Source organism: Mesorhizobium sp. LSHC420B00 (genome assembly GCF_000503055.1).
Lineage (GTDB): Bacteria > Pseudomonadota > Alphaproteobacteria > Rhizobiales > Rhizobiaceae > Mesorhizobium.
Genome location: NZ_AYVY01000014.1, coordinates 79,797 through 104,094, shown reverse-complemented (window position 1 = coordinate 104,094; position 24,298 = coordinate 79,797). Strand labels below are relative to the sequence as shown.

The window sequence follows — 24,298 nt, the reverse complement described above, 5'->3', positions numbered from 1 at the left end:
AATGGGGCGTCGCCGGACATGGCTGAAGCGTTGCGTGTTGGAATTGCCGGCCTCGGCACCGTCGGTGCGTCGGTGGCTCGCGTGCTGCGCGACAAAGCGGCGGAACTGACGCGGCAGTGCGGCCGCGACATCGTCGTGTCAGCCGTCTCGGCCCGCGATCCCAAACGCGACCGCGGCGTTGATTTTGGCACAGCACAGTGGTTCGACGACGCCGTCAAGATGGCCCAGACCGCCGAGATCGATGTATTCGTCGAACTGATCGGCGGCGACGAGGGCGCGGCACGATCCTCGGTGAAGGCGGCGCTCGAGGCCGGCCGCCATGTCGTCACCGCCAACAAGGCACTGCTTGCCAAGCACGGCGTGTCACTGGCCGAGATCGCGGAAAAGAGGGGCGTGCTGCTCAACTACGAAGCGGCGGTGGCCGGCGGCATTCCGGTCATCAAGACGATGCGCGAGGCGATGGCCGGCAATTCGGTGACCCGCGTCTTCGGCATCCTCAACGGCACCTGCAATTATATTTTGACGCGCATGGAAGCCGAGGGCCTATCCTTTGATGCCTGCCTGAAGGACGCCCAGCGGCTGGGCTATGCCGAAGCCGACCCGACCTTCGACATCGAGGGCCACGACACCGCGCACAAGCTGTCGATCCTGACCAGCCTTGCCTTCGGCACGAGGATTGCGGCCAATGACATCTACATGGAGGGCATCTCCAACATCAGCCAGGCCGATATCCGCGCGGCCGGCGATCTCGGCTACCGGATCAAGCTGCTTGGCGTCGCCCAACGCACCGAAAGCGGTATCGAGCAGCGCGTTCACCCGACCATGGTGCCGACGGCCTCGGTCATCGCGCAGGTGCACGGTGTCACCAATGCGGTCGCGATCGAAACCGACATCCTCGGCGAATTGCTGCTTTCCGGCCCCGGCGCCGGCGGCAACGCCACCGCTTCGGCGGTGATCGGCGACATTGCCGACATTGCCAAGAGCCGGCCTGGCTTCCAGCATGGCCCGGTCTTCGGCCGGCCGGCGAAGGAATTGAAGCCCTACAAAAAGGCGCAGATGCGCAGCCATGCCGGCGGTTATTTCATCCGGCTGACCGTGCACGACCGTCTCGGCGTTTTCGCCGCGATCGCCAAACGCATGGCCGACAACGACATATCGCTGGAATCGATCGTGCAACATGCCGCAGGGCCGGAAACCGAGGCACAGAAGACAGTCATCCTGGTCACCCACGAGACGACCGAGGCGGCGGTGCGCAAGGCCGTCGACGGCATCACCAGGGACAGCCTTCTGACCGACAAGCCGCAAGTCATCCGCATCGAGCGGGCCGGATAGCAGTCTCACATTTTGCGTTTAATCGATTGATATTGCTGCGCTTTCAAAAAGGTCCAGCGCAGGTCTTGCTGTTGTCACGAGGCTTTGACACAAGAAGCGCGTCTCTGGCGGGAGGCGAATGCATGTCGCCCAAAAGTGTGCGGCGGTTTTGGGACAACGACATGCATAAAAACAAAGTGCCAACGAGGATTATCCATCGATGAATGTGGCCCAGAACATTGTCGCCGGCCTCGACCGGATACTGACCATGGAATTGGTGCGCGTCACCGAACGCGCCGCGGTCGCGGCCGCCAGATTGCGCGGACGCGGCGACGAGAAAGCCGCCGATCAGGTCGCGGTCGACGCCATGCGCCAGGAGCTTAATCGTCTCGCCATCAACGGCACGGTGGTGATCGGCGAGGGCGAGCGCGACGAGGCGCCGATGCTCTATATCGGCGAGGAGGTCGGTACAGGCAAAGGCCCGGCTGTCGACATCGCGCTCGATCCGCTCGAAGGCACGACGATCTGCGCCAAGAACCTGCCCAATGCGTTGGCCGTCATCGCCATTGCCGAAAAAGGCAGCCTTCTGTTCGCGCCGGACGTCTATATGGACAAGATCGCCATCGGCCCGGGCTATGCCGATGGCATCATCGACATCGATGCCTCGCCGGCCGAAAATATTGCCAGCCTGGCCAGGGCCAAGGGCGTTCCGGTGGCAGAGATCACCGCCTGTATCCTCGACCGGCCGCGCCATGGCGCCTTGATCGAAGCCGTGCGGGCGACAGGCGCCGCGATCCGGCTGATCGGCGACGGTGATGTCGCCGGCGTCATCCACACCACCGACCCGGACGAAACCGGCATCGACATCTATCTCGGCACCGGCGGTGCGCCGGAGGGCGTGCTGGCGGCGGCGGCCTTGCGCTGCACCGGCGGCCAGATGCAGGGCAGGCTGATCCTTGACACGCCGGAAAAGCTGGCGCGCGCGGCGAAGATGGGGATCTCCAACCCGAAACGGATCTACCACACGCAAGACATGGCACGCGGCGACGTGCTGTTTGCCGCGACCGGCGTCACCGACGGCAATATGCTGGCCGGCGTCAAGTTCGGCCGCAATTTCATCACCACGCACACGATCGTGCTGCGCTCGTCGTCGCGAACCGTGCGCGAAATCAAGGCCAGGCACCAGGATCTGGAAAAGTTTTGATTTCGACTCAGTTAGCCGTTGCATATTGTGCGCAATGACAAATTGCAGACGGCGCGTCACGTGACGGGGGAAAGACGCTTTTTCCTAGATGTCAGGCAGTCGGCCACCGGCGTTTCCTGGGAACACCGGCTGACCGAGCGTCAGGACATGGCTGCGCTCGCCATCGCGCAAGGTTATGGCGTGCCCGACATCGTGGCACGCGTGCTGGCCGGGCGCGGCGTCACCGCCGAGCAGACCGAGCGGTTCCTGGATCCGACCATCCGCAACCTGCTGCCCGACCCGGCATCGCTGACCGACATGGACAAGGCGGCCTCTCGCATCGCCCAGGCGGTGACGGCAAGGGAAAAGGTGGCGATCTTTGGCGACTACGATGTCGACGGCGCCGCCTCATCGGCGCTGCTCAAGCGCTTTTTCGCACATTTCTCGGTGCCGTCGGAGATCTACATACCGGACCGCATCTTCGAGGGTTACGGCCCCAATCCGGAAGCGATGCGCGAACTCGTCTCGCGCGGCGCGACGCTGATCGTCACCGTCGATTGCGGCACCAACAATGCTGCTTCCATCGACGCGGCGAAGGCCGCCGGCGCCGACGTCGTGGTGCTCGATCACCATCAGGTCGGCGGGCCGTTGCCGGCGGCGGCTGCGGTCGTCAATCCTAATCGCGAGGACGATCTTTCCGGGCAAGGCCATCTTTGCGCCGCCGGCGTCGTCTTCCTGTGCCTGGTACAGACGGCGAAGATCCTGCGCAGCCGGCTGCCGGATGCCGCAGCGCCCGACCTGCTTGGCCTGCTCGACCTGGTGGCGCTGGGCACCGTCTGCGACGTGGTGCCGCTCACCGGCATCAACCGGGCCTTCGTGGTCAAGGGGCTACAGGTGGCGCGGCAGCAGAGAAACGAGGGGCTGGCGGCACTGGCGCGGGTCTCGCGTATCGGCGAGCCGATCAGCACGTTCCATCTGGCCTTTCTGATCGGTCCGCGCATCAACGCCGGCGGGCGCATCGGCGACGCAGCACTTGGTAGCCGCCTGCTTGCAACCGACGACCCGGTCGAGGCCCGCACCATCGCCGAGACGCTGGACCGGCTCAACCAGGAGCGGCAGTCGATGGAGCAGGAGATGCTGGCCGCGGCGCGCTCAGAGGCCGACGCCGAGCTTGCCGGCGGCAATGGTCCGGCCATCGTGGTCACAGCCAGCAGCAACTGGCATCCGGGCATTGTCGGCCTGCTTGCCTCGCGGCTGAAGGACCATGCAAGACGGCCGGCTTTTGCCATCGCCTTCAACGCCAATGGCGTCGGTACGGGGTCAGGCCGTTCGGTGTCGGGCTTCGACCTCGGCCGGCTGGTGCGCGAGGCTGCCGATGCCGGGCTGATCGTCAAGGGCGGCGGCCACGGAATGGCGGCCGGCATCACTGTCGAGCGGGCGAAGCTCGGCGAACTCAGGGCTTTCTTCGAAGAACGTGCGGCGGTGGATGTATTCCGGCTGCAAGGCGAGGAGAGCCTGGCGATCGACGGCGCGCTTGCCGCCGAGGGCGCGACGCTTGCGCTGCTCGATGCGCTTGAGCGGGCAGGGCCGTTCGGCGCCGGGCATGTCGCGCCGGTGTTCGCGCTGCCGCGTCACCGGCTTGTCGATGCGCGGGCGGTCGGCACCAACCACATCCGCGCCGACCTGCAGTCGGAAAGCGGCGGCCGCATCCAGGCGATCGCCTTTCGCGCCGTCGATACTGCGCTCGGCGAATTCCTGTTCAAGAACAGGGGCAAGCCGGTGCACGTCGCCGGCTCGCTGTCGGGCAATCACTGGAACGGCAACCGCACGGTGCAATTTCGTATCGTCGACGCGGCGCTTGCCTGAGAGCTCGCTGACCGCTCGGCCTAAGCGAGGACGGTCTGCAGTCGGGTCAGTTCGCCGATTTGTGCCATCGTTGCCTGGTAGCCGATACGGATCGCTTCGTCGGCGCGGTGGAATTCGGTCAGGCCGATATGGCTGAGCTTCGGCTGCAGCGACATGTCCGGCGGGTCGCCGGCCAGCCTGGCGCGCGAAATGCGGTCCTGGATGATGTTGAAGGCTTCGACCATGACGCCGGTGATGCCGAGCCGCGTCTCGCGCGACTGACGTTCGGGATCGGCGTGGCCACCCCTTGGCGCGTCTCCCTCGACGATCAGTTCGCCTGCGCTGTGCTTGATCACTGCGGCGCGGCCGAACAGATCGTAGTGAAGGTTCACCGCAACCACGAGCGGCTGCTCGTAGGCTCGGCAGACTGAGACCGGCACCGGATTGACCAGTGCGCCGTCGACCAGCACGCGCCCGTTGCAGGCGACCGGCTCGAACACGCCGGGCAGCGCGTAGGAGGCGCGCATGGCAGTACTCAACGAGCCGCTCGACAGCCAGATTTCATGGCCGGTGCGGATTTCGGCAGCGACGCAGACGAACGGTTTTGGCAGGTCCTCGAAGCGGATGCCGGCTATGTGCTCGCGCAGCCGTGCGTCGAGCTTCATGCCACCGAACAGGCCGCTGCCGCGTAGATTGAGGTCGAGCAGGCCAAAAATGCGCCGCCTGGTCAGGCTGCGCGCGAATTCTTCCAGCTCGTCAAGTTTGCCGGCAACATAGCAGCCGCCGACCAGCGCGCCGATCGAGGTGCCGGCGATCATCGACACTTCGATGCCGGCTTCGTCAAGCGCGCGCAGCACGCCGATATGCGCCCAGCCGCGCGCGCAGCCGCCGCCCAATGCCAGCGAGATCCCTGTTTTACCTGGAGATTTGGTTTCGGATGCGCCTGCGGCCGAGGAGAGGCCATTGGCCTCCCGAACGTCAGGTCTGTTGCGCAATGACGCCCAGTCGAGCATCACAGTCTCCCTTGTCCCACGGTCATCCTACAGGCGGGCCGTATCGAAATCATGAATATACGTGGCTGAAGTGCTGCGAATGGTTCATACTGATGGTGTTTTGGGCTTTCGATACGTTTTTTCCGCATCGAACAGCGGCTTGCTGCCGTCGTTGGCAAGCGTCCCTTTGCCATCGCTCAGCCCCACCGTCCGATAAAAGCATGAACGTCGGCCGGTGTGACAAGTTGCTTCGTGACCCAGCACTTTGACGCGCAACCATATCGCGTCCTGGTCACAATCCGTGAGCATCTCGACGACCTGCTGGACATTGCCCGAGGTTTCGCCCTTCTTCCACAGCGCGTCGCGCGAACGCGACCAGTAGTGCGCGATGCCGGTCTCGAGTGTCAGCGCCAGCGCCTTGGCATTCATATGCGCGACCATCAGCAGCATGCCGTCTTCGGCATCGGTGACGACGACAGTGACGAGGCCGCCGGCATCGAAGCGCGGTGAAAGGACGGTGCCTTCCTCGAGTACCTTCTTGTCAGATGGAGCTTTCGGGAATTCCAATGCCGACATTCGCCGGTCCCTATTTAGCGAAGGCGGCGCGGGTCTGATCAGTTCCGCCGCCGCGCACCATGGTGACGAAGCGGACCTGCTCTTCAGGTGTATCCTTGAAGACGCCGGTGAAGGTCGAGGTCAGCGTGGTGGAGCCCTGTTTGCGGATGCCGCGCATGGCCATGCACATATGCTCGGCCTCGAGCATGACGGCGACGCCGCGCGGATTGAGCACGTCCTGGATGACGCCGGCAATCTGCGCGGTCATCGCTTCCTGGGTCTGCAGGCGGTGGGCAAAGATGTCGACGACGCGGGCGATCTTGGACAGGCCGACAACCTTGCCGTCAGGCAGATAGCCGACATGCGCCTTGCCGATGATCGGCACCATGTGATGCTCGCAATGCGAGTGGAACGTGATGTCCTTGACTATGACGAGGTCGTCATAGCCGGCGACTTCCTCGAAGGTGCGGCCAAGCTCCTCGGCCGGGCACATATCGTAGCCGTTGAACAGATCGGAAGAGCACACGTCTGAANGTCGATCAGGCCCTCGCGCTCAGGATTGTCGCCGGTCCAGCGCAACAAGGTGCGCACCGCGGCTTCGACTTCGGCCTCACTCGGCCGGTCGGTGACCGGCTTTTCCATATAGGCCGACTGCGGCATGAGTTTCTTGATAACGGCGTCCATAAAGGCGTCTCCCGTAGTTCCTCTCTCAGGAGGAACGAGTTGAACGGACCACGACCTTTCGGGTGTTAGAAACTCGCCCGGTTTCCAGCCCGTAAGTGGCGTGAACAGATTTGGGCAGGACGAGACTTGCGGTCGCCTTGTCGATACCCGACTACGACCATTATATATGTTCGTGCCGAGCGAAAGGAAGACGCCAGAGCGGCAATCGCTGTTCGCTGGGCGGCGACGGATTGGAAAAATATGATCGACGATGTCTACAATGCGAAAATTCTGGGTTTTGCCGGAAATATCGCACGGATCGGTCGGCTCGACCGGCCCGACGCAACCGCACGAGCACATTCCAAGCTGTGCGGCTCGACAGTGACCGTCGATCTGAAGATGGATGACGGCGTCGTCAGCGATTTCGCGCATGACGTGAAGGCCTGTGCGCTTGGCCAGGCGTCGTCTTCGATCATGGCGCAGCATGTCGTCGGCGCCAGCGCGGAAGAACTGCGCAGCGTGCGCGAGACGATGCTAAAAATGCTGAAGGAAAATGGCCCGCCGCCCGAAGGCCGCTTCGCCGACCTGAAATACCTGGAACCGGTGCGCGATTACAAGGCGCGCCACGCCTCGACCATGCTGACCTTCGACGCAGTGGTCGACGCGATCGGCCAAATCGAGAAGAAGCGGGCGGAACAGGCGGCCTAAACCTCGGCAAGAAAACGCCGGCTTTCGGCGAATTCCGCCCGGACCCAGTCGGCAAAAGCCCTGGCCGGCTCGGAAAGGTCGTTTAGTCTTCTGGCCACCAGCCAATAGGCGCCGGACGCAACGTCGATGTCGAAAGGCTTGACCAGCGCGCCGGACGCAAGTTCTTCGCCGATCTGCAAAAGATCGCCCAGTGCGACACCATGTCCAAGCAAGGCTGCCTGCTTCGAGAGCGAGGCATCCGCCAGCATCGGTCCACGCGCAGGCACGGCTTCAGGGGTCACGCCGGCCGCTTCGAACCAGCGCGTCCAAGCCTGACGGTTTTCTTCGTGCAGCAATGTATAGCGACCAAGGTCGATCGGTTTTTCCAGAGCTGGCCCGGACGCAAGAAGCGCCGGCGACAGAACCGGTGAATCGACGACCGAGGCAAGCTGTTCGGCTTCGCTGCGTGGCCATGAAGTGGCGTGCGCACTGAAGCGTAGAGCAAGTTCAGGCTGATCGCTGCGGAACTCTATCAACCTCGGGTCGACCTCAAGGGAAACGTCGATATCGGGTCGCAACTGGCGAAATCGGTTGAGCCGCGGCACCAGCCATACGGATGCAAGCGACGGCTCGACGCTGACACGGACCACGGACTGCGTCGGGGCCGCCGTCAATTCCGAAAGCAGCCTGTCGATGCCCCCGAAACTTCTGACCAACTGGTCGAGCAGCCGCCGGCCGGTGTCGGTCAATTCGACGCGGCGATGATGGCGGAAGAACAAAGGTTGGCGCAGGAATGTTTCGAGCTCGCGGATCTGGCGGCTGATCGCCGCCTGCGAAACATAAAGCTCCTCGGCCGCACGGCTGAAGCTCAGGTGACGACCGGCTGCTTCGAAGCTTCTAAGAGCCGTCAGGGGGAGGCGTCCGCGCTTCATTCGTATAACTCAGAGTTATCTGACGTCGACGTTATACTCGTTTGAAGAGCAAGGCCAGCGGCGCTCTAATCGGTGCTCAAAGGAGTGCTGCCATGATCCAGTTTCTCAACATCCTGGGCGATGTCGTGCGGATCGCGACATTTCAATGGCATGACGAGAAACCGCATGGCGACTGGTGCGAGGGGAGGCCGCCGACCAGCGTCGCCGCATGTCGGAAGCCGACGCCCGACCGGTACCCGGTTCGCCGTTCGAGGCAGTGACGGGATTGCCGGAACGGCATTGCGTTCCCGGCCCGATGCGCACATCTATCCTGAAGGGAAACGCGACGCGGAGACTGTGGTGGTCGGCCAACATCGGCATGCGCACGGCGCCAGGCCGATTCGACAAGGACGCAACTGGCCCGGCCCGTGGCGCAAGACGCCGGGCCGCGTCTTCGGCACGTCGCTCGTCCGGCTCTACCAGCTGACGCTGTCAGGCTTTGTGGGCAATTCCTGCCGGCATCTGCCGACCTGTTCCGAATACGCGCACGAAGCGATCGCCCGGCATGGACTATGGGCCGGCGGCTGGATGGGATTCTTTCGCGTGCTGCGCTGCGGGCCGTTAGGGACGCATGGCATCGACCGCGTGCCCGAAACCCTGGCTGAGCGCTATGTCTGGTTTGCGCCGTGGCGGTACTGGCGGATCGGGAAAAAACGTGGCGACCTAGACAGTTGACCGCAACTGTTCGTTACACAACCGCACCGCTGTTTACGATCTGGTAGGGTTAACCGCAGCTTGCGCGGACATAGCGCATTTAAGACAAAATCGAGACAAGACGCCTCGCTAAGCCGCTCCTGATACCCTTCAGGAGAGATTGCCAAATGCGCCGGATAGATCGTCTTCCCTTCGTTTTCGCCGTGGTTCTCTATGTCCTGGCGTGGCTGTTGGGTTTTCCGATCCGTGCGCAATCGGCCCCGCTCGGGGACGTCGAATGCACGCTGATCGTCGACGCCGCGAGCGGCGAGACGCTGTACCGGCAAGGGGTTTGCGATCAGCGCGTCAGCCCCGCCTCGACATTCAAGATTCCGCTGGCGCTGATCGGCTATGACGCCGGAATCCTGGGCGACGAGCATACACCGAATTGGGAGTACAAAGCGGAGTTCAACGCGCCGAAACGGGACCGCAAGACCGTCGACCCGACGATCTGGGAAAGGGATTCGGTCCTTTGGTTCTCACGCGAGATCACGCGCCGGCTCGGCAGCAAACAGTTTGCCGGCTATGTGTCCAGATTGGACTATGGCAACACCGACGTCTCCGGCAATTCCGGCAAGAATGACGGCCTCACCCATTCCTGGGTGAATTCTTCGCTCGAGATATCGCCGGTCGAGCAGGTCGATTTCCTGCGCAAGCTGCTGGCGCGGAATCTGCCGGTCTCGGACAAGGCCCATGCGATGACCAATGCGATTGTCCCGACCTTCCGGGCGGGCGGCTGGACGGTGCAGGGCAAGACCGGGACGACCAGGCTTGGCGACGATGCCGACAAGCGCTCGCTTGGCTGGTTTGTTGGCTGGGCGCAGAAGCATGCTCGCAAGATCGTCTTTGCCCGCCTCGTAGTCGATACGAAACGTTCCGACACGCCGAAGGGGCTCAAGACGCGGGCGATGTTCCTGAAAGAGCTGTCGAATCTCCTCGGGTGACCTAAATCCGGCTTTACGGCGCCGAAAACTGCCCATAAAAGACCGCTCGCCGCCGGATGCATCCGGCTCTTACTTGATGTAAGTCGCAACCCCAAAATCGCTACGCAGTTTTGGGCGACGTGCATTTTACCACCCGCGCTCGTTTGCGGGACTGGATAGGAGAATTTAATGCTGAATTCCGTTTCCCTGACATTTCCCGATGGCTCCGTCCGCGACTACGACGCGGCGATGACCGGCGCCGGCCTGGCGGAATCGATCTCGAAGTCGCTGGCCAAGAAGGCCGTTGCCTACAGCATCGACGGCACGTTGCGCGACCTTTCCGACCCGATCGGCAAATCAGGCAAGCTCGAAATCATCACCCGCGAGGATCCGCGTGCGCTGGAGCTCATCCGCCATGATGCCGCGCACGTGCTGGCCGAAGCCGTGCAGGAACTTTGGCCGGGAACGCAGGTGACCATCGGGCCGGTGATCGAGAACGGATTCTACTACGACTTCGCCCGCAACGAGCCGTTCACGCCCGACGATTTCCCGGTGATCGAGAAGAAGATGCGCGAGATCATTGCGCGCAACAAGCCGTTCACCAAAGAGGTGTGGTCGCGTGAAAAGGCGAAAAGGATCTTTGCCGACAAGGGCGAGCGCTACAAGCTCGAGCTGATCGACGCCATCGCCGAGGATCAGGATCTCAAGATCTATGCGCAGGGCGACTGGTTCGACCTTTGCCGCGGTCCGCACATGGCCTCGACCGGCCAGATCGGCAACGCCTTCAAGCTGATGAAGGTCGCCGGCGCCTATTGGCGCGGCGATAGCAACAACCCGATGCTGACGCGCATCTACGGCACGGCCTGGGCCGACCAGGCGCAGCTCGAAGCCTATCAGACGATGCTGGAGGAAGCCGAGAAGCGCGACCACAGGAAGCTCGGCCGTGAGATGGACCTGTTCCATTTCCAGGAGGAGGGCCCCGGGGTCGTGTTCTGGCACGCCAAGGGCTGGAGGATGTTCCAGAACCTGGTCAATTACATGCGCCGCCGCCTGGACGAGCAGGGCTACCAGGAGGTCAACGCGCCGCAGGTGCTCGACAAGAGCCTGTGGGAGACCTCAGGCCACTGGGGCTGGTACCGGGACAACATGTTCAAGGTGACGGTCGCCGGCGACGACACCGACGACGACCGGGTGTTTGCGCTGAAGCCGATGAACTGCCCCGGCCACGTCCAAATCTTCAAACATGGGCTGAAGTCCTACCGCGATCTGCCGGTAAAACTTGCGGAATTCGGCAATGTGCATCGCTATGAGCCGTCCGGCGCACTGCACGGGCTGATGCGGGTGCGCGGCTTTACCCAGGACGATGCCCACATCTTCTGCACCGAGGAACAGCTCGCCGACGAGTGCATCAAGATCAACGACCTGATCCTGTCGACCTATGCCGATTTCGGCTTCGACGAAATCACGGTCAAGCTGGCGACCCGCCCCGAAAAACGGGTCGGCACCGACGCGATGTGGGATCACGCCGAGGGCGTGCTGCAGGACGTGCTCGACAAGATCGCGGCGCGGTCGGGCAACCGGATCAAGACGGGCGTAAATCCGGGCGAGGGCACGTTCTACGGGCCGAAGTTCGAATATGTGCTGAAGGACGCCATCGGCCGCGACTGGCAATGCGGCACCACGCAGGTCGACTTCAACCTGCCGGAACGGTTCGGCGCCTTCTACATCGGCTCCGATTCGGAAAAGAAGCAGCCGGTGATGGTGCATCGCGCCATCTGCGGTTCGATGGAGCGTTTTCTCGGCATCCTGATCGAGAATTATTCCGGCCATTTCCCGCTCTGGTTCGCGCCGCTGCAGGTGGTGGTGGCGACGATCACTTCCGATGCCGACGATTACGCGCGAAAAGTCGTTGCGCAGCTGAAGGCGGCCGGGCTGATCGCCGAAACCGACCTGCGCAACGAGAAGATCAACTACAAGGTCCGCGAGCACAGCCTTGCCAAGGTGCCGGTCATCGTCGTTTGCGGCAAGCGTGAGGCTGAGGAAGAAACGGTCAATGTCCGCCGTCTCGGGTCGCGCGACCAGGAATCGCTTGGCCTCGCGGCCGCCGTGAAACTGCTTTCCGACGAGGCGGTGACACCCGACCGCAAGCGCCGCGCGGCCTGAGCCGGCCAATTAGCAACGAAATGGCGGTGGATCGCTCCACCGCCATTTTCATATGCTTGTCACGCCAATTGTGTAGCGAGCCCCATGCTCAAGCTGAAGATGCGCGAAAGACCGTTTCCCGAGCTCTCCTATGCCGGTCCGCATCAGCCGGCGCTGACGCGCTGGTTCATCCACTCGGTCGAAGGCCTGTCGGGACGTGATCGCTTCGCCGCACTCTATGATTTCTGGCGCCGGCAAGTGGTGCCGAACGGCGAGCGCGTGTTCGGCCGCATGCTGGAGCTGATCGACGTCCGGGTGCGGACCGCCGGTCAATGGCCGCCGGCAAACCTGCCCGACACGCCGCTGGTGATTGTTGCCAACCATCCGTTCGGCATCGGCGACGGTATTGCCGTGCTGTCGCTGGCGGAGCAGCTCGGCCGACCGTTCCGCGTCATGATCCACAGGGATCTGCTCAAGATCCGCGAGATGGAGCCCTATTCGCTGCCGATCGACTTTTCCGAGACCAAGGACGCGCTGAAGAACAACATGGCGGTCCGCCATGAAGCGGTGCGGCTGCTCAAGGAGGGCGTCACCATCGTCGTCTTTCCGGCGGGAGGTGTCGCCACCGCGCCGAAGGGGTTTGGCCGGGCACGCGATCTGCCGTGGAAGGTGTTTCCGGCCCGTCTCGTTCAGGACGCAAAGGCGTCGGTCATCCCATTGCATTTTTCGGGCCAGAACGGCCGGCTGTTCCATCTGGTCAGCGGACCGATGAACATGGCCGAACGCGACGGGCGTGTGGCGAAATTCGTCGGCAAGGCCTCGCTGACACTGCGCACATCGCTGCTCATCCGTGAATTTGCGCGGCTCTCCGGCAAATCGATCGACGTGCGCGTCGGCGACGTGCTGGGGTGGGACGAACTGGAGCCGCTGCGAGACCGCAAGGCCTTGCTCGACCGCCTTCAGCGCGGCGTCTTCGATCTGGCGCCGGCCGAGACGACTGGCCGCGTGCCGTTGCTGGCGCGACGCATGCGCAAAGCAGCCTAGAGGGGGCGCGGCTTAGTCGGCGCCTTCCTCGGAATCGATGGCCGAAGCTTCGGTTGCCAGGACTTCGATGTCCTGATTGTGTCCGGCCACCACCGTAAAATCCTTCTGGTAGATGCGGTCGCGGTTTTTGGCGATGATGGTGTAGTCGCCCTCGGCCAGCACCATCGAGGCAAAGGCGCCGACGGTCTCCTTGATCGGGTCGCCGGACTCGTTCAGCAGCGACCAGGAGGTGTCGGCGATCGCCTCGCCGCCCGGCTCGCGCACCAGCTTCATGGTCATCTCGGCGGCACGATGCTCGACCGTCGCTTCGGTCAGCTTGCCGGCCTCGACGCGGATGTCGGAGCGGATGACCGCGTTCACAGCGCCATAGGTCGAAACAACGTGGTAGGTGCCGGCATTGAGCCGCACGACGCTGTTCGGCTCGACATCGGGTATGATCAGCGCGCGATCGCCATCGGCCGCGGCGTGGCTCTCATAAATCGAGAAGCGCAGCTTCTTCGGCGGTATGCGCACCCCTCCCGACAGCACGGCATCAAGCTTGAGGCCGCCGGCATCGAGCACGAGGCTCTCACGCTTGGCTTCCTTGCCGACGGTGATGCGCTTGGTGGCGCCGGCCCGCCCGTAGGAGGCATGGACCAGATAGGAACCCGGCTCGAGCTGGAATACGGCGGTGCCGCCATGAGCGGAGGCGACCATCGGCAGCTTGCCGTCGCTGGCCGATTCGGGCTTGAAGACGCGCCAGACGATGCCGCGCGTGATGTCGGCACCCTTGTCGGTCAATTGCGCCGACAGCGTGATCGCCCCGCTGCTGCCCAATGCCAGCGATGTCTCGCTTTTCGGAGGCGCATAGCCCGAAATTCCGGGAAGTTTCAGATCACTGAGGCCGTCTACATTCTGGGCGGCGGCAAGCGAAACCGGCACCATCAACAGTGCGGCAGCGAGCCATATCAGGAAAAGACGCAATGTCCCCTCAAACATGCCTTGCGTTGAAGCCCAATGCGGTGGCAATTTCAAGGCTTAAGAGTCCGGTCGGCTTCTGCTAGAGGGCTCTTTGTCCGGCGCGTCGCGCCAATGCCCGAGCCGCCCGATATCCCGATGGCGCGCTTCAGCTCAAATTCCAGGAGACTTGCGCCCATGGCGTCGCCGATCATCGATTTTCTGCTGACCCGAAATTCCGCGCCGATCCCGGATTTGAAAGAGCCGGCACCGGGCGATGCGGAGATCGCGACCATGATCGCCGCCGCCTCGCGGGTGCCGGATCATGGCCGGCTGGAGCCCTGGCGTTTCATCCTCTATCGCGGCCAGGCTCGCGTCGAGATCGGCAAGGAGTTGGCAGCACTTGCCGAACAGCGCGAAGGGCCGTTGCCGGAAGGCCGCCGCAACCAGGAATTGGCACGCTTTTCGCGGGCGCCTCTGGTCATCGGCGTGATCTCGATCCCCAGGGAAAATCCAAAGATCCCGCAATGGGAGATGTTCTTGTCCGGCGGCATGGCTGCGATGAACCTGCTGCTTGCCGCCAATGCGCTGGGCTACGGTACCAACATGATCAGCAACTGGTATTCCGACGTGCCAGAGGGCAGGGCGATCCTCGGTCTGGCGCCGCATGAGCGGGTCGTCGGTTTTGTCCATATCGGCTCCTATCAGGGGCCAGCGCCGGAGCGGCCACGGCCCGATCCGGCAAAGCTCTACGCCGACTATTCGGGGCCGTGGGTGGGATAATTTTCGACCCGGAACCAGACCCTAAGCGTCAAGCCCCGCTGCCCTGGCTCGGCCCAGGAGCCGCTCGGCGAGCTTGAGATGCGGCCGGTCGTACATCTTGCCGTCGATGCCGACGACGCCGGGGTTTCCCGCCGCCTTGAATGCCTCGACGATCGCCAGCGAATTTTTCACCGCTTGCGCCGAAGGCGTGAAGGCGGCGTTGATGACGGGCACCTGCGCCGGATGGATCGCCATCTTGCCGGTGAAGCCGTCGCGCTCGGCCTGGGCGCATTCGGCCTCGAAGCCGGCCATGTCGCGAAAATCCGGAAAGACCGTGTCGATCGCCGCGACTTCCGCGGCACTCGCGGCAAGCAGGGTCATGGTGCGGGCGAGGCGGAACACATCCGTGTAGCGGCCATTCGCGTCGCGCGTCGCGCGCGCGCCGATTGCCGCCGACAAATCTTCCGCCCCCCAGGTGACGCCGACAAGCCGCGCGCTTGCCTTGGCGTAGGTCGCGGCGGCCAGAACGCCGGCGGCCGTTTCTGTGATGATCGGCAGGATTTTTATCGCGCCATCCGGCAGGCCGCTTTCAGCTTCGTGCACCCTGAGCTTGGCCGAGAGATGCTGGACATCCAGTCCGCTGTTCGACTTAGGCAGCATGATGCCGTCGGGCTTCACTGGCACGAGCGCCGCCAGATCGTCGTCGGTCAGTCCGGTCGAAAGATCGTTGACGCGCACATAGATCGCGGAGCTGGTTCGGTGCCTGTGCTCGGAGATGAAATGCGCCGCTGTGTCGCGCGCCAGACCTTTGTTCTGCGCGGCAATCGAATCCTCGAGATCGACGATGACCACGTCGGCGCCCACGCCAAAGCCCTTTTCCAGCTTCTTTTCCGAATCGCCGGGAACGAAGAGCAGTGAACGCATCGGTTATGCCTTCTTCATCATCATCGCTTGCCTCGTGCATTTGGCAACTAGGACGTCGTTTTGGTTATAGGCGCGATGCTCGAACTCGACGACGCCGCGGTCCGGCTTCGACCTGGAATCGCGCACCGAGATGACAGTGGTCTCGACGCGAATGGTGTCGCCATGGAAGACGGGGTGCGGAAACACCGTCTCCTTCATGCCGAGATTAGCGATGGTGGTGCCGACGGTGATGTCGTTGACCGAGATGCCGATCATCAGGCCAAGCGTGAACAGCGAATTGACCAGGGGCTTGCCCCATTCGCTCTTGGCGGCGAAGTCGAAATCGATGTGCAGCGGTTGCGGGTTCAGCGTCATCACCGAAAACAGCATGTTGTCGCTTTCGGTCACGGTCTTGCGCAGCGTGTGCTTGAACACATGGCCGACAACGAACTCCTCAAGGTAAAGGCCGGCCATGGTCTGTCTCCTCCACTGCTTAAGGGTTGATAGGCGTTGCATACCGGGCTCGCAAGCCAGTTAACGAACATGGTGAACCGTTCGTAAACCATTTGTGCCTACGGTCCCGACAGGCGCCAGAAGCGCTCTGGCAAAGGGCGTAAGCAGGCGACATGGTCGTTTCGCATTTCCTGAAATGGATCCACACGGCAAAGGTGTCGGAGCGTGCTGCGGCGGCAAGCGCGCTCGCTCGCGCCTATGTCGATTCGGACCTGCCTTTCGAGGACCGCTGCGCTGCCGAGGCGGCGCTGACGTTGCTGCTCGATGACGCATCGTCAAAGGTGCGGCTGGCGATCGCCGACGCGCTTTCCCTGAGCCATCATGCGCCGCCGCAGATCGTCAGCGCGCTGGCTTCGGACCAGCCCGAGGTGGCCGCTTTGGTACTGGCGCGCTCGCCGCTGCTTACCGATTCCGACCTGATTGATCGGGTTGCCGGCGGCCAGAAAGCGACGCAGAAGGTGATCGCCGACCGGCCGCGCGTCTCGATGTCGGTTGCGGCAGCGATCGCCGAGGTCGGTGAGCCGGAAGCCTGCACCACGCTGCTCGCCAATAGCGGCGCCGACATCGCATCCGTCAGCTTTCGCCGCATGGCCGAGCGTCACGGCCATCTGCCTCTGGTGCGCGAGGCGCTGATCGCCGACATCCGGCTGCCCGCCGACTGCCGGCATATGCTGCTGGTCAAGCTGGGGGAGATGCTCAAGGGGTCGCCATTGGTGCTCGCGCTGATGGGCGCCGCCAGGGCCGAGCGCATCACGCGCGATGCTTGCGTCAAGGCTTCGGTGACACTGATCGAAGGCACGCGGGCGGAGGAACATACCGCACTTGTCGAACATCTGCGCCTGCGCGGCGACCTGACCGCAAGCTTCGTCATCCGCACCATCGCGCACGGCAAGGTCGACTTCTTTGGTTCGGCGCTGGTCGCGCTCAGCCAGCAGCCCGAGCAACGGGTGAGGGCGCTGCTGGCCAGCGGGCATGACATAGCGTTGCAGGCACTGTTCCGCAGCGCCGGGCTTGCCGCCGCCACCCACGCCATCATCCTGCGCGCGCTGAAGGTCTGGCGTGAGGTCGCCAATGGCAAGCGCCTCGCCGGCGTCCAGGAAGTCAGCTGGCTGATGCTGAAGGAATTGGGCGGACAGTCCGCCGAAGGCGATCTCGCCGGGCTGGTCAAATCGATCCATCTCGATGCGCTGCGCGAGAACGCACGCGGGCACGCGCTGGCGATCGCGGCTGCTTAAAGCAATTCCAGGAAAAGCGTGAAACGGTTTTCCGACTTGCGTCAAAATAAAAAACTGAGCGGTTCGGCGTTTCCGTGAAACGCTGAACCGTTCCAGGCCTCATCCTTCGCGAAAAATCCGGAAAAGTCTTGCGCACAGTGACAGCCGCCGTCCGCGGCTCGCCTAGCAGAAGACGCTCAGATATCCAGCACTTCCGTCGCGGCGAATTCCGCGCGTTCCTGGATGAAGCGGAAGCGGGCCTCGGGCTTGGTGCCCATCAATGCGTCGACCGCATCCTTGGTCGCCGCCTCGGCGTCGATGACGTCCACCCTGAGCAGCGTGCGCTTTCTCGGGTCCATTGTGGTTTCTTTGAGCTGGGCGGCCATCATTTCGCCCAGCCCCTTGAAGCGGCCGATTTCGACTTTGCCGCGCCCGGTGAATTCGGTGCGCAGAAGTTCGTCCTTGTGCGCATCGTCGCGGGCATAGGCGACCTTGCCGCCTTGCCGGATCGAGTAGAGCGGCGGCACCGCCAGATAGAGATGGCCGCCGCGGACCAGGCTCGGCATCTCCTGGTAGAAGAAGGTGATCAGCAGCGAAGCGATATGGGCACCATCGACGTCGGCGTCGGTCATGATGATGACCCGGTCGTAACGCAGGTCCTCGTCGCGGTATCTCGAGCGCGTGCCGCAGCCCAAGGCCTGGATCAGGTCGGATATCTGCTGGTTGCCGGCCAGCTTGTCGTTGCCGGCGCTGGCGACGTTGAGGATCTTGCCGCGCAGGGGCAGCACCGCCTGGCTGGCGCGGTCGCGCGCCTGCTTCGCCGAGCCACCGGCCGAATCGCCCTCGACGATGAAAAGTTCGGCACCGGCGGCGGCATTCTGCGTGCAGTCGGCGAGCTTGCCGGGCAGGCGCAGCTTGCGCACCGCGCTCTTGCGCGACACTTCCTTTTCCTGGCGGCGGCGCACCCGCTCGTCGGCACGCGCGATCACCCATTCGAGCAGTTTCGAAGCTTCCTGCGGATTGTCGGCCAGCCAATGGTCGAACGGGTCGCGGATGGCGCTTTCGACGATGCGGATCGCCTCGATCGTCGCCAGCCTGTCCTTGGTCTGGCCGACGAATTCCGGTTCGCGGATGAACACCGACAGCATGCCCGCCGCCGAGATCATCACATCCTCGGATGTGACGATCGAAGCGCGCTTGTTGCCGACCAGGTCGGCATAAGCGCGCAAGCCGCGCGTCAGAACGTTGCGGAAGCCGGCCTCGTGCGTGCCGCCTTCAGCTGTCGGAATGGTGTTGCAATAGGAATTCATAAAACCGTCGCCGCCGAACCAGGTCACCGCCCATTCGAGCGAGCCGTGACCGCCCTGCTTCTCACTCTTGCCGGCGAACATTTCACGGGTCACCTGGAATTCGTCGCCGAGCGAGGCTTTCAGATAGTCCTTGAGGCCGCCCGGAAAATGGAATTCTGCCTTGGCCGGCGTCGTGTCCTTTTCCTTGATCAGCGAGGGATCGCAGGTCCAGCGGATTTCGACACCGCCGAACAGATAGGCTTTTGACCGCGCCATGCGGTAGAGCCGCGCCGGCTCGAACGCAGCACCCTTGCCGAAAATCTGCTCGTCTGGATGGAAGCGGATCTTCGTGCCGCGCCGGTTGTGCACCTCGCCGAGCTGCTCCAGGCCGGTCACCGGAACGCCTCGCGAGAAGCGCTGGCGATAGAGCTTGCGCCCAATCGCAACCTCGACCTCGAGATGGTCGGACAGCGCGTTGACCACGGAAACGCCGACACCGTGCAGGCCTCCCGAGGTCTCGTAGACCTTGCTGTCGAACTTGCCGCCTGAATGCAGCGTGGTCATGATGAGTTCGAGCGCCGGCTTCTTGAATTTCGGGTGCGGATCGACCGGAATGCCGCGGCCGTTGTCGGTTACAGACAGGTATCCGTCGGCGGAAAGCTCGACATCGATGAAGGTAGCATGGCCGGCGACCGCCTCGTCCATCGAATTGTCGATGACCTCGGCGAACAGATGGTGCATCGCCTTGTCGTCGGTGCCGCCAATGTACATGCCCGGGCGGCGGCGCACCGGCTCCAGCCCCTCCAGCACCTCGATATCGGCGGCACTATAGCTCTCGCTGGCGTCACGGGGCGCCGGCCGCTTCGTCGCCTGCACCAGCGGGTCGGCCGGGCGCGCGGCGGCGCGAGCCGGTTGCGGCTGCTTGCCCAAATTGCCGAAAAGATCGTTGCTGTCGTCCATGCTGGTCCTGGATTCCGATGCTGCGAATCACCACCCGATACTGCCACGCTTTTTGCGGGCAGGCGACGGAGGTTCCTGTTACGTTCGAGGATAGAGCCTCTTACTGCAAAACCATTCGACAACCAAGCGGCGGAAATGGGGTCGAAGCTTGGAGCATCGACGCTTTGTAAACCTTGTCCGAAGGTTACGCCGCAAGGTTGGCTGAAAAACGATATCCGCGGACTGTCGCTGACCTAGGATGCAGCGAAACCCTCAAGAGGCTGTCGCTTAAGCATGTTGGATTACAGTTCGCTCCTGCTCGCAGCGGCGCTGTCGGGCACGTGCCTCAGCATCACCATGTTTGCGATCTGGTTCACCGCGCCACAGGCACGCTTTGTGCTGACGGTGGCGTGCGGCATTCTCGTGCTCGTCGCACATGTGGTCTTGTTTTGGCATTACACAAGAGATCCAAGCCCCTGGCTTTGCCAGATCGTGCTTGCTCTTCTCAGCCTCGGCTTCCTGATTATCTGCCTGTCGGCCATGCAATATCTCAGCATGCGCGACTATAGGCGCGCCATCTTGCCGACCTTGGCTGCGATGGCTGTTTGCGCGGGCGCGACGTATCTCGGGTTTGATGGTGTCGGCTTCATTGTCACCTATGCGACGGTAACGGCGCTACTCTCGCTTATCGGGGCGATGTTCTGGATTGAGGGTGGTCATGATCGCCGGATATTGCTGGTCGTATCGTTCCTGAGCGGCGTCTGTGCGCTGTCGTTCGGACTTTGCGGCGCGGTCCTGCTGGTCAAGGGCCAGTGGGTGCTCGGCGTAGCACCGGACAATTGGGCCGAGCGGGTGAATTCCGTCGTAGCCGTCGCCTGCATGACCGGGCTTGGCGCATTAACGCTCTCCCTGCACCATTTGCAGGCGCAGATCGAATTGAAGGCCGAGACGATGACCGATCCATTGACCGGGCTGATGAACCGGCGGGCGTTAACGGCACTCTACGGCGAGCGGGTCTTCGGTCCGTTTATGTCCGTCGCCATGTTCGACCTCGACCATTTCAAAAGGACGAACGACGTATTCGGTCATCCGGTCGGCGACCAGGTCCTGCGCCGCTTTGCCGCCGTCATTAGGAAATACGCCAGAACCGGCGTCGACGCCTTCCGGCTGGGCGGCGAGGAATTCGTGCTCGTCATGTCGCGGATGACGGAAGAAAAAGCCTATGACATTGCGAGCAAGATCAGCGTCGCCTTCGGTACGGAAGTCGTGGCCACCCAGCTTGGTCCGTTGCGAAGCACAGTCAGCGGCGGCATCGGCTTTGGTGGGACGAGCGGCACCGGTCTCGATGATGTGCTGGCCGAAGCCGACGCCGCGCTCTATGCGGCAAAGCGCGCCGGGCGAAATCGCGTCATCGCCCGGGACAGGGCGAGCAAGGCCGACGGGCCGGCCTTGCGTTCTGCCTGATTGAGGCTTCTATCTTCTTGTTAGACCATGATCTTGTCCGAAAACCGGATTCCATTCTTCGGGATCATGGTCTACTCCGCCGCACCCAGATATTCCGACAGCGGCGGGCAGGAGCAGACCAGGTTGCGGTCGCCAGCGACGTTGTCGATGCGTGACACCGGTGGCCAGTATTTTGCCGCCGTATCGGCATCGCCGGCGGGGTAGGCCGCTTCCAGGCGCGAATAGGGATGGGTCCACTGGCCGGCCAACGCCTCGGCGGCGGTATGTGGCGCATTGACCAGAGGATTGTCGGCCAAGGGCCATTCGCCCTTCGCCACCTTGGCTGCCTCGCCGGCTATGGCGATCATGGCTTCGCAGAAACGATCCAGCTCGCGCTTGGGCTCGGATTCGGTCGGCTCGACCATCAGCGTGCCGGCCACCGGGAACGACATGGTCGGCGCGTGGAAGCCATAGTCGATCAGCCGCTTGGCGATATCGTCGACGCTGATGCCGGCGCTGTCCTTGAGCACGCGGGTGTCGAGGATGCATTCATGCGCAACGCGTCCGTTGCGCCCCTTGTAAAGCAGGGGGAAATGCTCGCCAAGCCGCGTCGCCACGTAGTTGGCGGAGATGATCGCCGTCTCGGTCGCCTGCTTCAGGCCGGAAGCGCCCATCATGCGGATATACATCCAGGTGATCGGCAGGATCGAGGCGCTGCCGAACGGTGCCGCCGCCACGGCATGGGCCGAGCCTTCGGTGACGTGGCCGGGCAGGTATGGCTTCAGATGCGCCTTGACGCCGATCGGGCCGACGCCGGGGCCGCCGCCGCCATGTGGAATGCAGAAGGTCTTGTGCAGGTTCATGTGGCAGACATCGGCACCGATATCGCCGGGACGGGCGAGGCCGACCAGAGCGTTGAGATTGGCGCCGTCGAAATAGACCTGGCCGCCATGGCTGTGGACGAGCGCACAGAGGTCGCGCGCGCCTTCCTCGAAAACACCATGCGTCGAAGGATAGGTGAACATCAGCGCCGCGAGGTCTTTTGCATGCTCGGCCGCCTTGGTCTGCAAGTCTTCCATGTCGATATTGCCGTCCTCGGTGCAGCGCACGACGACGACACTCATGCCGGCCATGGCCGCACTTGCCGGATTGGTGCCATGCGCCGAGGACGGGATCAGGCAGACGGTGCGATGGCCTTCGCCACGCGACAAATGATAGCCGCGAATGGCGAGCAGCCCTGCATATTCGCCCTGGCTGCCGGCATTGGGCTGCAGGGTCACCGCGTCGAAGCCGGTGATCTCCGCCAGCCAGCCTTCCAGCTCGTCGATCATGGCGCGATAGCCTACCGAATGGCTCGCCGGGGCAAAGGGATGCAGGTTGGCGACATCGGGCCAGCTTACCGGCATCATTTCGGCGGCGGCGTTGAGCTTCATGGTGCAGGAGCCGAGCGGGATCATGGCGCGGTCGAGCGCCAGGTCCTTGTCGGACAGCCGGCGCAAGAAGCGCATCATGTCGGTTTCCGAGTGGTTTTCGCGGAAGACGGGCTGGGTGAGGAACTCCTTGCCGCGCGGTTTTCCTGGCATGGAACTGCCGGCGGCAACGCCGGCCTTGGCGCCGAAAAGTGCTGCGATCGCCTCCAGATCGGCCTCGGTGGAGGTCTCGTCAAAGCTGATGCCGACATGGTCGGCGTCGATGACACGCAGCAGCCGGCCGGTCTTCTCGGCGGCGGCGGCAAGTGCGGCGGCTCTGCCCTTCACTTCCACGGTCACCGTGTCGAAGCGGCTTCCGCCGAGCACCGAAACGCCTGCTGCCTTGAGGCCGGCAGCCAGGCGGTTGGCCACCGTGTGGACGCGGCCGGCAATCGCCTGCAGCCCGGCAGGGCCATGCCAGATCGCATAGGCCGTCGCCATGTTGGCGAGCAGCGCCTGTGCGGTGCAGATGTTGGAGGTCGCCTTGTCGCGGCGGATATGCTGCTCGCGTGTCTGCAAGGCCAGGCGATATCCGGGACGGCCCTTGCTGTCCGTCGACTGGCCAACGAGCCGGCCGGGCATCAGCCGCGTCAGCCTGTCGGACACGGCGCAATAGGCGGCGTGCGGCCCGCCAAAGCCCATCGGCACGCCAAAACGCTGCATCGGGCCGACGGCGATGTCGGCGCCAAGCCTGGCTGGCGCGTCGGTCAGCGTCAGGCCCAACGGATCGGCAATGAAGACGACCAGCGCGCCGGCAGCGCGGGCCTTGTCGATCGCTGCCTTGTGATTGCCATAGACGCCGAATGTATCGGGCCAGGAGACCAGCAGGGCGGCGGTGTTGTCGTCGATCACCTCGCCGTCGACCTCGATGCCGAGCGGTTCGGCGCGGGTGCGAACGACGTCCAGCGTCTGCGGGTGCGGCGTGCCGGCCAGTGCCACCTTGGTGCGCTTGTCGCGATGATGGCGCAGCGCAATGCCGACCGCTTCGGCCACCGCCGTCGCCTCGTCGAGCAGCGAGGCCGACGCCACCGGCAAGCCGGTCAGCTCGGTGACCAGCGTCTGGAAGTTGAACAGCATTTCCAGCCGGCCCTGGCTGATCTCGGCTTGGTAAGGCGTGTAAGCCGTATACCAGGCCGGGTTCTCGAATAGGTTGCGCTGGATCACCGGCGGCACGTGGACGCCATGATAGCCGGTACCGATGAAGCTCTTCAGCACCGTGTTCTTTGCCATCGTCGCCGCGAGCTCGGTCAGCGCTTCCGCTTCGCTTGCAGCGGCGGGCAAGGCCAATGGACGGTCGAGCCGGATCGACTTCGGCACTGCCTGGCTGATCAGCGTCTCGACCGAGGGAACGCCGATCGTGGCCAGCATGGCTCTGACGTCTTGGAGGCCCGGGCCGATATGGCGAGCCGAGAAGGGGTAGGGTGCTGCGGTCATCTTGCTGGTCCTGCTATCAACCAATATGGGCTTTGTAAGCGGCTTCATCGAGGAGGCCGTCGAGCTGGCTCTCATTGGCCAGCTTCATCTTCCACAGCCAGCCGTCGCCGGTTGCCGCCGAATTGACGAGCGAAGGATCGGCCGACAGCGCGGTGTTGGCTTCGGTGATCTCGCCGTCGACCGGTGCGTAGACGTCCGATGCCGCCTTGACCGATTCGACCACCACGGCCGTATCGCCCTTGGCCAGCTTTTTCCCTGGCTCAGGCAGTTCGACGAAGACGATGTCACCGAGCTGCTGCTGCGCGTAATCGGTGATGCCGACGGTGGCGATGCCGCCCTCGACGCGAAGCCATTCGTGATCTTCGGTGAAATAGGTCTTTGCCATTG

21 protein-coding genes and 1 pseudogene are annotated in these 24,298 nt (G+C 63.3%); 12 read left to right on the top strand and 10 right to left on the bottom strand.

What is annotated here, in order from left to right; all coding sequences use genetic code 11:
* Positions 1-18: 18 nt before the first annotated feature.
* The 3 genes from X760_RS59510 (at position 19) to recJ (ending at position 4,360) form a co-directional block, all read left to right on the top strand.
* The gene (locus X760_RS59510) at positions 19-1,332 is read left to right on the top strand and encodes a homoserine dehydrogenase (protein ID WP_023720151.1); all 1,314 of its coding nucleotides are present in this window, start codon (positions 19-21) and stop codon (positions 1,330-1,332) included.
* Positions 1,333-1,531: 199 nt separating this feature from the next.
* Positions 1,532-2,515: a class II fructose-bisphosphatase gene (glpX, locus tag X760_RS59505; protein ID WP_023720150.1), complete on the top strand. Its 984-nt coding sequence runs from the start codon at positions 1,532-1,534 to the stop codon at positions 2,513-2,515.
* A 60-nt stretch (positions 2,516-2,575) separates the two neighbouring features.
* Positions 2,576-4,360 carry a single-stranded-DNA-specific exonuclease RecJ gene (gene recJ, locus X760_RS59500; protein ID WP_023720149.1) on the top strand — a complete coding sequence of 595 codons (1,785 nt, stop codon included), beginning with the start codon at positions 2,576-2,578 and terminating at the stop codon, positions 4,358-4,360.
* 20 nt (positions 4,361-4,380) lie between these two features.
* Here recJ and X760_RS59495 read toward each other — a convergent pair whose 3' ends face one another.
* From X760_RS59495 to folE, 3 genes and pseudogenes are all read right to left on the bottom strand, one after another.
* On the bottom strand, positions 4,381-5,352 hold the full coding sequence (locus tag X760_RS59495) for a patatin family protein (protein WP_023720148.1): 972 nt from the start codon (positions 5,350-5,352) through the stop codon (positions 4,381-4,383).
* An 84-nt stretch (positions 5,353-5,436) separates the two neighbouring features.
* Complete coding sequence (gene hisI, locus X760_RS59490; RefSeq protein ID WP_023720147.1) at positions 5,437-5,907, bottom strand: phosphoribosyl-AMP cyclohydrolase; 471 nt, start codon at positions 5,905-5,907, stop codon at positions 5,437-5,439.
* 10 nt (positions 5,908-5,917) lie between these two features.
* A pseudogene (folE, locus tag X760_RS59485) lies at positions 5,918-6,570 on the bottom strand (GTP cyclohydrolase I FolE).
* A 240-nt stretch (positions 6,571-6,810) separates the two neighbouring features.
* On the opposite strand from folE, the gene X760_RS59480 reads away from it, so the two are divergent.
* Positions 6,811-7,257, top strand: a complete 447-nt coding sequence (locus X760_RS59480) for an iron-sulfur cluster assembly scaffold protein (protein ID WP_023720146.1) — start codon at positions 6,811-6,813, stop codon at positions 7,255-7,257.
* On the opposite strand, the gene X760_RS59475 is transcribed toward X760_RS59480, so the two are convergent.
* Complete coding sequence (locus X760_RS59475; RefSeq protein ID WP_023720145.1) at positions 7,254-8,168, bottom strand: LysR substrate-binding domain-containing protein; 915 nt, start codon at positions 8,166-8,168, stop codon at positions 7,254-7,256. The genes X760_RS59480 and X760_RS59475 overlap by 4 nt on opposite strands.
* Before the next feature lie 92 nt (positions 8,169-8,260).
* Between X760_RS59475 and X760_RS76430 the strand changes: the two genes are divergently transcribed.
* From X760_RS76430 to X760_RS59455, 5 genes are all read left to right on the top strand, one after another.
* Positions 8,261-8,428: a hypothetical protein gene (locus X760_RS76430; protein ID WP_198030511.1), complete on the top strand. Its 168-nt coding sequence runs from the start codon at positions 8,261-8,263 to the stop codon at positions 8,426-8,428.
* Positions 8,429-8,507: 79 nt separating this feature from the next.
* The gene (gene yidD / locus X760_RS59470; protein WP_031194332.1) at positions 8,508-8,882 is read left to right on the top strand and encodes a membrane protein insertion efficiency factor YidD; all 375 of its coding nucleotides are present in this window, start codon (positions 8,508-8,510) and stop codon (positions 8,880-8,882) included.
* A gap of 146 nt (positions 8,883-9,028) precedes the next feature.
* Entirely contained in the window at positions 9,029-9,844 is an 816-nt protein-coding gene (blaOXA, locus tag X760_RS59465; protein WP_023720143.1) for a class D beta-lactamase, read from the top strand.
* A 168-nt stretch (positions 9,845-10,012) separates the two neighbouring features.
* Positions 10,013-11,986, top strand: a complete 1,974-nt coding sequence (gene thrS, locus X760_RS59460; protein ID WP_023720142.1) for a threonine--tRNA ligase — start codon at positions 10,013-10,015, stop codon at positions 11,984-11,986.
* An 84-nt stretch (positions 11,987-12,070) separates the two neighbouring features.
* Positions 12,071-13,009, top strand: coding sequence for a GNAT family N-acetyltransferase (locus X760_RS59455; RefSeq protein WP_023720141.1), 939 nt, complete (start codon positions 12,071-12,073; stop codon positions 13,007-13,009).
* A 12-nt stretch (positions 13,010-13,021) separates the two neighbouring features.
* Here the strand turns inward: X760_RS59455 and X760_RS59450 are convergent, their stop codons facing one another.
* A complete protein-coding gene (locus tag X760_RS59450) occupies positions 13,022-13,987 on the bottom strand; it encodes a hypothetical protein (protein WP_023720140.1) in 966 nt (321 codons plus the stop codon).
* A 156-nt stretch (positions 13,988-14,143) separates the two neighbouring features.
* Between X760_RS59450 and X760_RS59445 the strand changes: the two genes are divergently transcribed.
* Positions 14,144-14,728, top strand: a complete 585-nt coding sequence (locus X760_RS59445; RefSeq protein ID WP_023720138.1) for a nitroreductase — start codon at positions 14,144-14,146, stop codon at positions 14,726-14,728.
* 21 nt (positions 14,729-14,749) lie between these two features.
* Here the strand turns inward: X760_RS59445 and X760_RS59440 are convergent, their stop codons facing one another.
* Complete coding sequence (locus X760_RS59440; protein ID WP_023720137.1) at positions 14,750-15,631, bottom strand: CoA ester lyase; 882 nt, start codon at positions 15,629-15,631, stop codon at positions 14,750-14,752.
* Positions 15,632-15,634: 3 nt separating this feature from the next.
* Entirely contained in the window at positions 15,635-16,084 is a 450-nt protein-coding gene (locus X760_RS59435) for a MaoC family dehydratase (protein WP_023720136.1), read from the bottom strand.
* Between the two features lie 152 nt (positions 16,085-16,236).
* On the opposite strand from X760_RS59435, the gene X760_RS59430 reads away from it, so the two are divergent.
* Positions 16,237-17,358 (top strand): DUF2336 domain-containing protein, encoded by a 1,122-nt coding sequence (locus X760_RS59430; RefSeq protein WP_023720135.1) that lies wholly within the window; start codon positions 16,237-16,239, stop codon positions 17,356-17,358.
* A gap of 176 nt (positions 17,359-17,534) precedes the next feature.
* Here the strand turns inward: X760_RS59430 and parE are convergent, their stop codons facing one another.
* Positions 17,535-19,586, bottom strand: a complete 2,052-nt coding sequence (gene parE / locus X760_RS59425) for a DNA topoisomerase IV subunit B (RefSeq protein ID WP_023720134.1) — start codon at positions 19,584-19,586, stop codon at positions 17,535-17,537.
* Positions 19,587-19,859: 273 nt separating this feature from the next.
* On the opposite strand from parE, the gene X760_RS59420 reads away from it, so the two are divergent.
* Positions 19,860-21,029, top strand: coding sequence for a GGDEF domain-containing protein (locus tag X760_RS59420; RefSeq protein ID WP_023720133.1), 1,170 nt, complete (start codon positions 19,860-19,862; stop codon positions 21,027-21,029).
* A gap of 71 nt (positions 21,030-21,100) precedes the next feature.
* Here the strand turns inward: X760_RS59420 and gcvP are convergent, their stop codons facing one another.
* Both gcvP and gcvH read right to left on the bottom strand, forming a co-directional pair.
* Complete coding sequence (gcvP, locus tag X760_RS59415) at positions 21,101-23,911, bottom strand: aminomethyl-transferring glycine dehydrogenase (RefSeq protein ID WP_023720132.1); 2,811 nt, start codon at positions 23,909-23,911, stop codon at positions 21,101-21,103.
* Between the two features lie 16 nt (positions 23,912-23,927).
* Positions 23,928-24,296 carry a glycine cleavage system protein GcvH gene (gene gcvH, locus X760_RS59410; RefSeq protein WP_023720131.1) on the bottom strand — a complete coding sequence of 123 codons (369 nt, stop codon included), beginning with the start codon at positions 24,294-24,296 and terminating at the stop codon, positions 23,928-23,930.
* Between the last annotated feature and the right edge of the window lie 2 nt (positions 24,297-24,298).

Coding starts and splice junctions, on each gene's coding strand:
- X760_RS59430 (WP_023720135.1), top strand. CDS start 16,237: ATGGTCGTTTCGCATTTCCTGAAATGGATCCACACGGCAAAGGTGTCG.
- blaOXA (WP_023720143.1), top strand. CDS start 9,029: ATGCGCCGGATAGATCGTCTTCCCTTCGTTTTCGCCGTGGTTCTCTAT.
- X760_RS59440 (WP_023720137.1), bottom strand. CDS start 15,631: ATGCGTTCACTGCTCTTCGTTCCCGGCGATTCGGAAAAGAAGCTGGAA.
- X760_RS59420 (WP_023720133.1), top strand. CDS start 19,860: ATGTTGGATTACAGTTCGCTCCTGCTCGCAGCGGCGCTGTCGGGCACG.
- gcvP (WP_023720132.1), bottom strand. CDS start 23,911: ATGACCGCAGCACCCTACCCCTTCTCGGCTCGCCATATCGGCCCGGGC.
- X760_RS59510 (WP_023720151.1), top strand. CDS start 19: ATGGCTGAAGCGTTGCGTGTTGGAATTGCCGGCCTCGGCACCGTCGGT.
- X760_RS59475 (WP_023720145.1), bottom strand. CDS start 8,168: ATGAAGCGCGGACGCCTCCCCCTGACGGCTCTTAGAAGCTTCGAAGCA.
- glpX (WP_023720150.1), top strand. CDS start 1,532: ATGAATGTGGCCCAGAACATTGTCGCCGGCCTCGACCGGATACTGACC.
- X760_RS59480 (WP_023720146.1), top strand. CDS start 6,811: ATGATCGACGATGTCTACAATGCGAAAATTCTGGGTTTTGCCGGAAAT.
- gcvH (WP_023720131.1), bottom strand. CDS start 24,296: ATGGCAAAGACCTATTTCACCGAAGATCACGAATGGCTTCGCGTCGAG.
- hisI (WP_023720147.1), bottom strand. CDS start 5,907: ATGTCGGCATTGGAATTCCCGAAAGCTCCATCTGACAAGAAGGTACTC.
- X760_RS59455 (WP_023720141.1), top strand. CDS start 12,071: ATGCTCAAGCTGAAGATGCGCGAAAGACCGTTTCCCGAGCTCTCCTAT.
- X760_RS59495 (WP_023720148.1), bottom strand. CDS start 5,352: ATGCTCGACTGGGCGTCATTGCGCAACAGACCTGACGTTCGGGAGGCC.
- X760_RS59445 (WP_023720138.1), top strand. CDS start 14,144: ATGGCGTCGCCGATCATCGATTTTCTGCTGACCCGAAATTCCGCGCCG.
- X760_RS59450 (WP_023720140.1), bottom strand. CDS start 13,987: ATGTTTGAGGGGACATTGCGTCTTTTCCTGATATGGCTCGCTGCCGCA.
- thrS (WP_023720142.1), top strand. CDS start 10,013: ATGCTGAATTCCGTTTCCCTGACATTTCCCGATGGCTCCGTCCGCGAC.
- X760_RS59435 (WP_023720136.1), bottom strand. CDS start 16,084: ATGGCCGGCCTTTACCTTGAGGAGTTCGTTGTCGGCCATGTGTTCAAG.
- X760_RS76430 (WP_198030511.1), top strand. CDS start 8,261: ATGATCCAGTTTCTCAACATCCTGGGCGATGTCGTGCGGATCGCGACA.
- parE (WP_023720134.1), bottom strand. CDS start 19,586: ATGGACGACAGCAACGATCTTTTCGGCAATTTGGGCAAGCAGCCGCAA.